13 protein-coding genes and 3 pseudogenes are annotated in these 12,760 nt (G+C 24.9%); 8 read left to right on the top strand and 8 right to left on the bottom strand.

Annotated elements, in window-relative coordinates:
• Positions 1-213: 213 nt before the first annotated feature.
• Positions 214-597: an ArsR/SmtB family transcription factor gene (locus DJ007_RS03840; protein ID WP_129408408.1), complete on the bottom strand. Its 384-nt coding sequence runs from the start codon at positions 595-597 to the stop codon at positions 214-216.
• Between the two features lie 208 nt (positions 598-805).
• Here DJ007_RS03840 and nadX point away from each other — a divergent pair, with 208 nt between their 5' ends.
• The 3 genes and pseudogenes from nadX (at position 806) to nadC (ending at position 3,329) form a co-directional block, all read left to right on the top strand.
• Entirely contained in the window at positions 806-1,564 is a 759-nt protein-coding gene (nadX, locus tag DJ007_RS03835) for an aspartate dehydrogenase (protein ID WP_129408407.1), read from the top strand.
• Between the two features lie 34 nt (positions 1,565-1,598).
• Positions 1,599-2,503 (top strand): annotated as a pseudogene (nadA, locus tag DJ007_RS03830) (quinolinate synthase NadA).
• Position 2,504: 1 nt separating this feature from the next.
• Positions 2,505-3,329 carry a carboxylating nicotinate-nucleotide diphosphorylase gene (gene nadC / locus DJ007_RS03825; protein ID WP_129408406.1) on the top strand — a complete coding sequence of 275 codons (825 nt, stop codon included), beginning with the start codon at positions 2,505-2,507 and terminating at the stop codon, positions 3,327-3,329.
• Positions 3,330-3,393: 64 nt separating this feature from the next.
• Here nadC and DJ007_RS19890 read toward each other — a convergent pair whose 3' ends face one another.
• The 6 genes from DJ007_RS19890 to DJ007_RS03795 all read right to left on the bottom strand — a co-directional run bounded on the left by DJ007_RS19890 (position 3,394) and on the right by DJ007_RS03795 (position 6,040).
• On the bottom strand, positions 3,394-3,723 hold the full coding sequence (locus tag DJ007_RS19890; protein WP_368359440.1) for a S41 family peptidase: 330 nt from the start codon (positions 3,721-3,723) through the stop codon (positions 3,394-3,396).
• Positions 3,724-3,808: 85 nt separating this feature from the next.
• Positions 3,809-3,928 (bottom strand): S41 family peptidase, encoded by a 120-nt coding sequence (locus DJ007_RS19885; protein ID WP_129408607.1) that lies wholly within the window; start codon positions 3,926-3,928, stop codon positions 3,809-3,811.
• Positions 3,929-4,058: 130 nt separating this feature from the next.
• Positions 4,059-4,544 (bottom strand): PDZ domain-containing protein, encoded by a 486-nt coding sequence (locus tag DJ007_RS03810; protein WP_129408405.1) that lies wholly within the window; start codon positions 4,542-4,544, stop codon positions 4,059-4,061.
• A 241-nt stretch (positions 4,545-4,785) separates the two neighbouring features.
• Positions 4,786-5,202, bottom strand: a complete 417-nt coding sequence (locus DJ007_RS03805) for a hypothetical protein (RefSeq protein ID WP_129408404.1) — start codon at positions 5,200-5,202, stop codon at positions 4,786-4,788.
• A gap of 11 nt (positions 5,203-5,213) precedes the next feature.
• Positions 5,214-5,834: a hypothetical protein gene (locus DJ007_RS03800; RefSeq protein ID WP_129408403.1), complete on the bottom strand. Its 621-nt coding sequence runs from the start codon at positions 5,832-5,834 to the stop codon at positions 5,214-5,216.
• Positions 5,831-6,040, bottom strand: coding sequence for a hypothetical protein (locus DJ007_RS03795; RefSeq protein WP_129408402.1), 210 nt, complete (start codon positions 6,038-6,040; stop codon positions 5,831-5,833). Before DJ007_RS03795 ends, DJ007_RS03800 begins: the two co-directional genes overlap by 4 nt.
• 266 nt (positions 6,041-6,306) lie before the next feature.
• On the opposite strand from DJ007_RS03795, the pseudogene DJ007_RS20735 reads away from it, so the two are divergent.
• The 3 genes and pseudogenes from DJ007_RS20735 to DJ007_RS03785 all read left to right on the top strand — a co-directional run.
• Positions 6,307-6,503 (top strand): annotated as a pseudogene (locus tag DJ007_RS20735) (IS1634 family transposase); the annotation flags it as partial.
• A gap of 867 nt (positions 6,504-7,370) precedes the next feature.
• Positions 7,371-8,588 carry an MFS transporter gene (locus DJ007_RS03790; RefSeq protein ID WP_165973990.1) on the top strand — a complete coding sequence of 406 codons (1,218 nt, stop codon included), beginning with the start codon at positions 7,371-7,373 and terminating at the stop codon, positions 8,586-8,588.
• Positions 8,589-8,718: 130 nt separating this feature from the next.
• On the top strand, positions 8,719-9,864 hold the full coding sequence (locus DJ007_RS03785) for an ATP-binding protein (RefSeq protein ID WP_129408400.1): 1,146 nt from the start codon (positions 8,719-8,721) through the stop codon (positions 9,862-9,864).
• 90 nt (positions 9,865-9,954) lie between these two features.
• On the opposite strand, the gene DJ007_RS03780 is transcribed toward DJ007_RS03785, so the two are convergent.
• Positions 9,955-10,644 carry a hypothetical protein gene (locus DJ007_RS03780; protein ID WP_129408399.1) on the bottom strand — a complete coding sequence of 230 codons (690 nt, stop codon included), beginning with the start codon at positions 10,642-10,644 and terminating at the stop codon, positions 9,955-9,957.
• A gap of 261 nt (positions 10,645-10,905) precedes the next feature.
• Between DJ007_RS03780 and DJ007_RS03775 the strand changes: the two genes are divergently transcribed.
• On the top strand, positions 10,906-11,394 hold the full coding sequence (locus tag DJ007_RS03775) for a methylated-DNA--[protein]-cysteine S-methyltransferase (protein ID WP_165973989.1): 489 nt from the start codon (positions 10,906-10,908) through the stop codon (positions 11,392-11,394).
• A gap of 58 nt (positions 11,395-11,452) precedes the next feature.
• Positions 11,453-12,746 (top strand): annotated as a pseudogene (locus DJ007_RS03770) (nicotinate phosphoribosyltransferase).
• Positions 12,747-12,760 lie beyond the last annotated feature (14 nt).

The following is a 12,760-nucleotide window of genomic DNA, read 5'->3' as shown; positions in this document are numbered from 1 at the left end:
TATTTCAGCTGTATTAACTGTTGTATACGTATTTTGTAATCCTGTTAATCCATCAACTGAAGCTATTAATATATCTTTTACTCCTCTTACGGGAGTCAAGCCGCTTTTTTCTCTTTGCCATTTTAAAAACCCCTTCTTGGTTTTATTTTACCATACCAAGAAGAGGGTTCTTTTTTTCATTTACACAAAATTATTTAAGGTTTCAAAAAAGGTTTATTTTTCAGTTGCATGAATATATCCCACTTCAATAAGTTCCTTTACATGCTCATCATTTAAGGAATAATATACAACTTTTCCTTCTTTTCGATATTTTACCAGATTAGCCTGTCTTAATACTCTTAATTGATGTGACACTGCAGATGTTGTTTTCCCCAAAACAACAGATATATCGCATACACACATTTCTTCTACCTGCATTAAGACATATAATATTTTCATTCTTGTTTTATCTCCTATAACCTTAAACAAATCAGATAATTTGTTTAAGGTATCTTCATCAGGAGTATTTTTATGAACTTTTTCTATAATTTCTTCATGTATTTCAATTGTTTGACAAACTTCTATGTTATCTTTGTTACTGTTTTTTGCTTTACTCATTAAAACCACCATCTTTCATATATGAATATTTATTCATATATATTATATACCTAAATCTGAAAAATGTCAATAAATTAAGTTATTCGTTGAGGAATATTTCAAATAGCAATAAAATTTGTTAAGTGATTTTGTAGTTTATATTATTTTCTTGACTAATATTTACTATAAGAGTATAATAAAGTAAAGTATAGTAAAGTGGAGGGATAATATGAATATATTTTTTCTTGGAGCAGGTAATTCAGCAAGAATAATTTTAGAAGAAATAGATGATGTAATAGAAAAAGCATATGTTTTTGATAAAAATAAAGAACAGGTGAAAAAATTAAAGGAACTTTTTAATAAAGTTGAATATGCAGAAATAAAAGATTTAAAATATTTAAATGTTGATTATGTAATAGAAGTTGCTTCTGTAGAGGCTTTAAAAGAATATGGTTTGAAAATAATTGATATGAATAAAAATTTAATAGTGTTGAGTACAGGTGCTTTTGCAGACAAAATATTTAGATATAATTTTGTGAAAAAATTAAATAGTTCTAATAATAAAGTATATGTTGTTTCTGGAGCTATTGGCGGAATAGATTTAATAAATGCGATATATGATAAATTAGATGAAATTATATTAACAACAAGGAAACCACCTAAAAGTCTTGGATTAGATTTGTTAAGTGAAGAAATTATTTTTGAAGGAACATCCATAGAAGCAATAGAAAGATTTCCTAAAAATGTAAATGTAGCAGTTACATTGTCACTGGCAGCAAGAAATTTTGAAAAAGTTAGGGTTAGAATAATTGCAGATCCAAAGGTTGAGAGAAATATACATATAGTTGAAATAAAATCAAAAGTTGGAAATTATAAATTTGAATTTGAAAATTATCCTTCAAAAAATCCAAAAACCAGTTATCTGGCACCGTTATCGATTGTTGGTTTATTGAAGAATTTAAAGACAAACTTTAAAATAGGAGGATGAAAATGATAAAAGAAACCGCTATTGAAAGGAGTTAATTGAAAAAATAAAAGTCTTAAAAGAAGAAAAAGGATACACAATATTAGGTCATAATTATGTAATTCCAGAATTGCAGGATTTAGCTGATATAACAGGTGATTCTTTACAATTAGCAAGACTTGCAACAGAAATAGAAAACGATAAAATATTATTTCTTGGTGTGGATTTTATGGCTGAAACATTAAAAATATTGAATCCAACAAAAAAATTATTGTTCCTACAAAAGGTTCAACATGTCCTATGGCAAATTCATTAACTCCAGATATAATAAAAACATTTAAGGAAAAATATCCTGAAGCACCTGTGGTATTATATGTTAATAGTACTGCAGAATGTAAAGCATTAGCAGATTATACCTGTACATCGGCAAATGCTGTTGAAATTGTAAGCAAAATAGAATCAGATATAATATTATTCGGACCGGATAAAAATTTAGGTTCTTATGTTGCAGAAAAAACAGGAAAAAAGATTATACCAATTCCTGGAGAGACAGGATATTGTTATGTTCATAACAGATTTTCTGTAAAAGATGTAGAAAAGGCAAGAGAAAAATATCCAGATGCCAAAATAATAGTGCATCCAGAATCTTCTAAAGACGTTCGAGATTTATGTGAATACATTGGTAGTACCGGGCAAATGATGAAATTTCCAGAAAAAGATGAAGCAAAAGAATTTATAATAGGAACAGAAATTGGAATGATTCATAAATTATCTAAAACATTTAAAGATAAAAAGTTCTATCCTTTGAAAGAATTGGGGATATGTAATAATATGAAAAAGAATAATTTGAAAAATGTATATGAAGCGTTATTATATGAAGAAAATGAAATAACTTTATCAGAAGAGATATTAAAAAAAGCAAAAACTCCTATAATAAACATGTTTAAATTAATGGAGGTTTAAAATGTTTGATTATGAAATAAGATTATTAAAAGATTGGATAGAGAAAGATAATGCTTTTTTTGATATAGCTTCATATGAATTAAGAAATAAAAATACAATAGGTGAAATAATATTAAAAAACGATAATGTTATAATTTCTGGAATTGAAATAATAGAAAAACTATTAAATGAATATAACATTCAAAGCGAATTTTATAGCAAAGATGGAGATTATGTAAATAAAGGAATAATAGGAAAAATTTCAGGTAACGCATATAATATTTTAATTGTTGAAAGAATAATGCTTAATATATTATCTTTAATGAGTGCAATATCGACAAAAACAAGTAATTTGGTTAATAAAATCAATGGAAAAACAAAGCTTGCCGCAACAAGAAAGGTTTTTCCATCTCTTGGAAATCTTGAAAAATTAGCAGTTCTACACGGAGGTGGAGATACGCATAGATGGAATCTTTCTGAATCAATAATGATAAAAGATAATCACATAGCATTATATGGTGGAATAGAAAATGCAATAAACATAGTAAAAAAATATAAATCATTTACGAAAAAGATAGAAATTGAAGTGGAAAATGAGGAAGATGCGTTTTTAGCTGCAAAAAATAATGTAGATATAATAATGCTTGATAATTTTTCATCTGAAAATGCTAAAGAAACAGCCAGAAAACTAAAAGAAAAATATCCACATATAATTATAGAGGTTTCAGGCGGAATTAATGAAGAAAATTATCTCGAATATGTTGATGAGAATATAGATATAATATCAATGGGAAAATTAACAACAGAAGTAAAATATATTGATTATTCATTGGAAATAGAAATTTGAGGCGGTTTGCCTCAAATTTCTTTTGTAGACAAAGTAATTTTATATACAAAATATTTCTAAAATATTATTTATTTTTTTCATATTCAAAGAGAAAATCTAAAGCTATTTTTATTACATTATCATTTTCTAAATTTTTAGAATCCAAAAATATTCCAAAACCTGGATCATCAACATAAATGTCTGGATATATACCTGTTTTTGATATATTTTTACCTTTTTCCGAAACAAAATATCCAATAGGAAAAAAAACAGTTCCACCATTTTCTAAATTAAAATAACCTATTAATTCTGATTTGCCATATGTTTTTTCTCCTATTACAATAGCTAATTTATTTTCCTTAAAAAATTGTGTAAAAAATTCTGCAGTTGAAGCAGTAAACTTATTTACTAAAATAATCTTTTTATATTGTTCAAGTTATTAAAAAAAGGTATTGACTCTCTATATATTATTTTACTTTGATTCTTATAAATGATTTTTCCTAATATTTTTTATCTGTGAAATACGATAATACTTTTATTCCTTCATCAAAATCACCGCCCAAATTATATCTTAAATCTATTATTAAATATTTTACTTTTTTAAAGTGATTTCCTGTAATATATTTCTTACTTCTTTTACTGTATTTCCTTGTTCAAAATAATTTATTTTTATATAACCTATGTTTTCTTCATTAAAATTAAATTTTGTGAATACAACAGTTGGAATCGTATTATATTTTTTATTTAAAATTATTTTTCGGGAGTATCTAATTCTTTTCTAACAATTGTTAGCTCAACAATTTCTTTACTATCCAGTAATTTTACAGCTTTATATGGACCAATATCTATTATTTTATTATTATCTATTTCAATGATCATATCATTAGGTTTTATTCCCTTTTTATATGCTTCAGAATTTTTGATAACAAAATCTACAGTAAATACAAACCTTTCATAATCATAATGAAAATAAAACCCTAATCTATATTCATGATTATACTTTTTATTTCCAGATTCTAAGTATCCTACATATTTGTTGTTTAATCCAGATAAAAGATTTGTTAGTAATGAATTTGTATCTAAATCTTTATAATAATATTTTTCTAAATATTTATAAGTTTCATTTATTAAATTATTTTTTTGGATTTTGATATTCACATCTACTTTTAGATATATTAAAAATAATAGCAAAGATAGTAAAATAACAACTAAAAAAACATAAATTATTTTTTTCATATAATCATCCTCTAATTTATTATTTCAACTATTTAAATTAACATTAAAATAACTGGAATATAAAAATTTTTGGTTTTATGAGTAATATAGCCAACAAAAAAATATTCACTTAATGAGAAAACAACTCCTATCATATAATTATAGAAAGGAATATAATTTCCTGTAAATAAAGTATTAGAAAACAAAGCAAACAAAAACGAGATAACAAAACAATTAACAAATTTATTCTCAAATAAATTTGCTAAAAATTCTTGTAAAACAACAAAATAAAAAAAGAGATAAGTGAAAGAAAAACAAATATCGTAATATCAAAATTAGTTGTTTTTTTTAAAAATAAATTAGTGAATATTTTAATTGATAGAGTTGCTACAATCAATAAGATTAAAGAGAGATCCTTAAAATTATCATGAAATTTCTTTAAATTTATAGTCCAATATGAACGTATTTCTTTTGAAAAAAGTGATATTAAAGAAATTCCAGCAAAGATATACATGGAAAAATTTCTTATAGAATGTCCTAAATTACTATTCTGAATTGAAGATATAAATATAAAAATATGAAATAATGTTAAAAAAATTAATGTGTATAATACCTTTCTCTTTTTCTTTTTTATTTTTAAAAATTCTCTGTATTCTACGTTTAAATCTTGAGTATTCATTTTAATTCCTCCTAAAATTTATAGTCTATAATGTTAGGAAAATAATAAAATTTTTTGAAATACGAACCAGTAAAAATATCTAAATTATAATTCTTTGTAAGTATTCCATTAACGAAGATATTTAATTCTATATTTCCTGTATTTCTTGATAATTTATACGGAATAAATATATATCCAAATTTTAATAAATTATTATTTACTACATCACTTGTACTGTCAATATAAGCGATTAAAGGTTTGAAATTATGATTTTCATTTAATAAAATCAAAATAGAAAAATTTTCTAATTTAAAATTCATATAAAAATATATATGTAGATATATATCAAAGTTTATGTATTTAACAATTTTATTTTGGTAAATTTTTGCATCCTTAGATTTTAAAATAATTTTAAAAGGATTATTGTATATTATATTTTTATTTTTAGAAGAACACCAAAGCATATTATTTTCTTTTTTGAACGAATGAAACAGATAGGGAATTGCATATTCCCCATCTGCAGATTTTACCCGATAATAATGAAAAAATATATTTTTAACCGTGTTTAAATTATATGTATTTTTATTTTTATCAATTAAATAAAATTTAGAATTTAAATTTTTACTAAAAATCCAATCAAAAAAATTTATCATTTTAAATTATTAAATGGTGTAAAAACTAATCCATCTCCACCAATACCCGCAGTAACTGCACCAAAATCACCCCAAGAATTTGTAGATTCAGGTATTTTTTGCAATGTTTCAGCAATATTATCAGCTATTGTTTTTTTACTTATTGTTTCATTTGATGATTGAGTTTGATTTGAAATTCTCCCAGTATTGTCTAATCTTGTTATCATATTCTAACCTCCCTGTAGTTGTTAGTTTTTAATTCCCGGGAATTATTTCAATAATATTTAAAAAAAAATAAAAAATAAATAAAAATATGTAAAAATTATGTAAATTTAAATAAAACATAAATTCTAAAATAAAACATAAATTCTAATAAGCTCTTAACTTTAACAGCAAAAAGGTAAAATTTAAGGAAATGGAACGGTAGAAATATTGTTTGAGAAGTATAAAATGAAAAAATAAAGAAAAACAAAGCAAAAAATGATTGGTAATGAGGATAAAAGGACATATAATAAGGAGTTTTATATTTTACATAATGCAAAGAACATTAGAAATGGAATTAGAAAAAACAACATCCGGTAGCAAGAAAATTTAAATAAATTAGGACAGAATATATTAAAAGTATTAAATATACCAATACCAAAAATAATAACATCTTATGATGAATTTAAAGAAAAATATAAAATATAGAGAGTGTATTGACACTTTTTGATTTAATAAAAAGCTAACAATAGCAGTTTTTTAGAATGTTTCTATATTTTAGAGTTTTAAAGGGAAAATAAGTGTCAAACTCACTATCTTTCTCAGAAAAAATTATTCTATTATATTTAATTAAATGCTAATATATATATATTTAATTATATTATATTTATACTATTATTATACACGGTCAAACTTTGCAGTAAAAATTGCAAAAGGGTTTTTATTCCAAAATCCTTCATCAAAAATTACTGAAAATAAATATTAAAGCTTATTAGAATACAGTCGATTATTCATATGAAAAATCAAAAAAATAACAATCAATTTTTTATTATTTTATTACCATCCAGGAAGAGGAGTATATATTTTTGTTAATCCTTACCACTTATATATCTTTTCGGTGCATAACATTGATAACCAGGATTATTAATTTATTCAGTAAAATTTTTGTCGAAAGTTGTCGAAGCTGTCGACTAAGTCGAAAAAAAGATAATTGTTGTTTTTTATCAATGAAATCCTATTAACTAAAAAATTAACAATAAAATATATCATATGATATAGTAAAGATGTAAATTTATTTAATTTAGGAAAAGAGAAATTTACCATAATTTTATATTAATATTATTTATTTTTTTTTATTTTTGATAAAATTATCGTGAATAAGTAATGAAAAATGATATCATTTAATTGCGTGTAATTTAACTGAAACTTATTTAAAATTTTACCGACTGATAAAGTTATAAAATTCACAACGATATTAATATAATCTGAAAAAAGTAGTATTCCATAAAAGTTATATAAAAAAGAAAAAAGGATATAAAATAAAAATGGAATATATACAATAAGGAAGTGAAAAATGTGAATAAAAACTTCAAATTATATATATTTGGAAGATTTATATCAGATTTAGGAGATACAATTCAAGTTATAGGCTTTCCGCTATTATTGTTGGATATGACACAATCAGCAACAATACTAGGGTTAGCAACAATATTTATTATGGTTTTTGAAATATTAATAAGACCTTTTTTAGGGGTTATAGCTGATAATTATAATAGAAAGAAAATAATGGTTGAAATGGATTTTATCAGTGGAATATTATGCTTAGTTATGGCATATCTTATAGCCAGTAATATTATAAGTGTATGGATGGTGTTTGTGTATTTAGTTATACAATCTATTATAAGTACATTATTTGATACCTCAACATATGCAATGTTACCAGAAATTGTAGAAGAGCAATATCTTGAAAAAGCGAATTCAAATCTTTTGATTGTTTCAAATATTTCTTCGCTAGCAGGTCCTCCAATAGGTGCGTTTTTATATAGCATATTCGGAATTAAAATGTTACTATTTATTAATGGTATAACATTCATATTATCAGGCATAAGCGAATTTTATATTGAATATAAAATTAATATAGAAAACAAGAAAAAATTATCAGAAATATCCTTTTTTAATGAAATAAAAAATGGAATAAAATATTTAAAAGTTAAAAAGGAGTTAAAACATTTGTTGAATATGATGATATTTTATTCTGCATGGATGATACCAATTTTTGCAGTATTTATACCTGTAATAATAAAAAGGGATGGAGGATTTTCATCGACATATGTGGGTTTGTCAGAAACATTCATGACAATAGGTTCTTTAACCGGAGCATCATTAATAACCTTTATAATGACAAATAATAAAAAAACAAAATATTTCAAATTGTCCAATATTATTTTGAATATTGCAATTGCATTCTTAGGAATAGTAATACTTTGGAGTTTTCCGAATAAAATTATTAAATTTTTAATAATCTCGATAATATTATTTATGTTTAATATATCATTTATAATATCCAATGTAATAATAAATTCAAAATTTCAAATGAGTATAGATAATGAAATAAGAGGAAGAATTGGAGCATTAAAAATGGTAATAATGCAAATAGCTACAATAATAGGTATATCTATAGGTGGAAGGATAATAGATAAAATTCATAGTGGATATTATTTAATATTTCTGGGAATGACAGGATTATTAATAACAATATTTTATATAATTCCATATTACCATAATAATATTTAAAAGTAATCCAAAAAATTATCTCAAAGAGGAGATTGTCAAAGGTTGACGAAAGTTGTCGAAGCTGTCGACTAAGTCGAAGGTAATTATGGTATAATATTAATAAAACAGGTAAACACTTTGAGGTGAAATTATGGATTTTGGAAAAATAATAGAAAGGCTTATGGATAAACCATTAGATGAAAAAAATAAAAACCTGCTTGTAAATAGAGATAAAGAATTTGAAATGATAAATTTAATAATAAAATATCAACCTTATGGAATATATGGCATATGTGGAGAAACAGGTATAGGTAAAACCACAGTTATAAATAATATATATACAGATTTATATTCAGTAAAAATATCCTTGTCTCAAAGAGAAAATCAGGATACAATATTATATGATATTTTATATAATTTATCTTTGAAAACAGAAAAAGATATAGAACTTTCCAGAGAAATAAAAGAATGGGTTTTAGAAGAAATATCGTATATAAAAGGATTTTCAATGGGTATGAGTTTTTTTGGAAATGCCAGTGTTTCCAGACAAAATCAAAAAATTCCAAGGTTTAATTATTTTAAAGCTAAAGAATATTTAAATAAATTAACAGATGAATTGATAAAAAAATATAAAAAAGTAGTTTTGATAATTGATGAACTCGATAAAGAAAGCAAAAAAGAAGTGTTACTCGTTTTAGATAATTTAAAATTAGAATTGCAAAAAGAAGGTTTTATAGTTTTGGTTTCATTGCCATATTCTATATATAGAGAATATAAATTTGATAGAATGCATAGAAATGAAAGCGGAAATTTAGAAAATGTAATAAAGGATATAATATATTTAAGAGAATTTACAAATAGCGAAATAAAAGAAATTATTATAAAAAGAATAAAGGATTTTATTTATCTATTTGATGAAAATGTAATAGATTTAATAGCAGATTATTCTGACGGTAATCCAAGAGATGCTTTTTGGATAACACAGAAGATAGTTTTTGAGGCATTATCTAAAAAATTAGAAAAAATAGATTATTCTTTTGCAAGAACAACAATAAAAACAATTGTGAATGAATATTTAAAAGAAATATCTTTAACAGATAAACAAAAATCTATGATAGATGAGGATTTATTTCCTGGAACGAGAGAAGATATAGTAAAAAAAGCAATAGAAAATAAAAAACTACCACGTTCAACTGCTTATTCTATTTTTGATAAGCTATTAAAAACAGGAATTATAATTGAACAAAATGGGATTTATAGACTTTCAGGAAAAAGTAAGTATTTATATATAGATTAATGCATTGAATTTTGTCGAAGGTTGACGAAAGTTGTCGAAGCTGTCGACTAAGTCGAAAAAAAAACACCGGGTTTTACCTCGGTGTTTTTATTACCATCTACCTCTTGGCATTGGCTGTGTTTGTGGTGTATATCCTGGCATATAATTATCTGGCATATGATTTTGATAATTCATAGGTGATCTAAATTGTTGATTTCTTCCATGACCATAGTTCATATTAGGAGCATAATTCATATTACCTTTAAAATTATTTACAGGTCTTCTATAATTCATATTAGGAGCATATCCTCTATTTCCTCTAAAATTATTTACAGGTTTCCCGTAACCAGGCATTGTAGTTTCAGCACCCATACCTCTTGCAGCACCTCTATAACCATTTAACAAAACTTCTTCTCCATCAATTTTAGTTTCAACAGGTCTAAATATTTTTTCATCTGCAAATTCAACTTCCCAACCTTTAACTTCTATACTTTTTCCTACTTCAATATCTTTTGCAAAGTATGAATTAGCATGAATTTCTACAATATCACCATTTTCAGTTTTTACTTTTATTTCTAACATTCCAGGAAAGTCCTTATTTTCTTCAATTGAATCAATTGTGCCACTGAGTGTAATTAAATTTTCATCGTTAAACATGTATCCACCATGAACACCTTGATAATTTTGATACATTGGAGCAACATCTTGACTCTGATAAGCTCTTGGAGCACTAGCGTTAAAAGCGAAAATAGAACCAGCCATTAATCCACCTACTAATAATACAGTTAAAAATTTCTTCATAATAACACCTCCATAATTTTGTTTTATTTTTTAGTTATTGTCTTTCGACACTGATATAATAACTTATAAACCTTAAAGAAAACTTAGTATTTCCTTAGAAAATCCTTAGAAAATAAAACAATTTATAAATAAAACAACCATGAAAAAATTTTCATAATATCTTTATTTTTAGATGTATTAGGGTATATTTGCGTATATTTAAAAGATATAAGTATATGAATATAAAAATTTTTCTGGTATACTACCATTTGAGGTGATATTGTGAATACTTTTATAGTAAGTACTCCTGTAGGGAGTATAATAGGGTATATTAATAATAATAAAATTTTTAGAATTGATCTCACAAACGAGATATTAGAAGATGTATATGATGAATATACAGCGGATTTTTATTATAAAATAAAAGAATATTTATCAGGAAAAGATGTATTAAATGAAATTCCATATGAAATAAACTTTAAAAATGAGTTTGAAGAAAGAGTATTAACAGAATTAAAAAACGTAAAATTTGGACATGTTGTTTCTTATAAAGAATTAGCTATTAAAGCAGGTTACCCAAATGCAGCAAGAGCCGTTGGTAGTGTAATGGCTAAAAATAAAATTCCTTTAATCTTTCCCTGTCATAGAGTTATAAAGAATAATGGACATGTTGGTAAATATGGCGGTGGAGAAGATTTAAAAAGATATTTATTAAAAATAGAAGGGTTAAAAATAGAAAATGATAAAATAGTTCGATGTAACAAACTTTAACGAATATAAAACATTTAAGAATAAATTTAAATATATAATTAAATTTGAGGTGATTAAAATGTCAAAAAGATTACATCCAAAGGTATTTAAAGTGCCAATTGATAGAATAAGAATGGGTTATTATTCTGATAAATATTTTACAAGATATGTTGAAGTACTAAAAAAAGATAATAGGCATGTTAATGTGCTTTATCAATATTTTCCCAGAAAAGATTGTGTAGTAGTGGGAATTGATGAAGCGCTGGCTATATTAAGATTTGGAACAGGTTATTATAAAAATGAAGAAAAAGCTAATGAATTATTCAATCAAATATTATCCCTCGAAAAAGCACTTCAAAATGCTGCTCATAAAATGGATAAAGAGGAATTGCTCAAAATAACCTCTAAAAAATGGGATTTAAGAATGTTGTTAAATGACTTATGGGTAGACAAATGGAATGAAATAGAAGTTAAAGCGTTATATGATGGTGATGAAGCAAAAGATATGGAACCAGTTTTAACAATTGAAGGAGATCCGGCTTATTTTGGTTATTTAGAAACGATTTTATTAGGAGTTTTAGCAAGAGCCACATCAACCGCGACCTCTGTAAAAAAAGTTGTAGATGTAGCTAATGGAAAGCCTATACTATTTTTTAGCGCTCGTTTTGATCATTTCTGGGTTCAGGCAACAGATGGATATGCTGCATTAAAAGCGGGAGCATTTGGAGTTTCTACAGATGCAAATGCTGATTATTGGGGAATTGAATCACTTGGAACAATTCCGCATGCATTAATTGCTTCATACGACGGAGATACAACAGCTGCGGCAATTGCTTTTGATAAACATATAGATGAAAAAGTAAATAGAATTGTGTTAGTAGATTGGGATAATGATGTTATTGGAACAACATTAAAATTAGTAGATAGATTCTATGAATACATAACAGGGAAAAGTTTGTACTCGGTAAAACAGACCCTTCAATAATTATTGGATCAGGTAAAAATAAAATATGGGAGTAAGATTTGATACCTCTGGAAGTTTAAGGGATAAAAGTGTAGTTCCTAAAGATAAATCTTCATTAGGAGTAAATCCAGAATTAGTATGGAGAGCAAGGCAAATATTTGATAAATATGGATTAAACGATTTAAAAATCCTGGTTTCAGGTGGTTTTGATGCAGAAAAAATAAAATTATTTGAAACTCTTGATGTTCCAGTTGATAGTTATGGAGTGGGTTCAAAATTGTTAAAGGAAAAGATAGATTTTACTGCAGATATAGTAGAAGTAAATGGAAAACATTGTGCGAAGGTAGGAAGAAAAAAGGGTGATTTTTCAAGATTAACAACAATTTCAAAAAGATATTGGGAAGAATAAATAAAGGAGGAATA

Origin of the sequence: Marinitoga lauensis, assembly GCF_004135675.1 — a bacterium.
GTDB lineage: Bacteria > Thermotogota > Thermotogae > Petrotogales > Petrotogaceae > Marinitoga > Marinitoga lauensis.
Note: the sequence above shows the minus strand (reverse complement) of the source record. Positions and strands in the feature narration are given on the sequence as shown.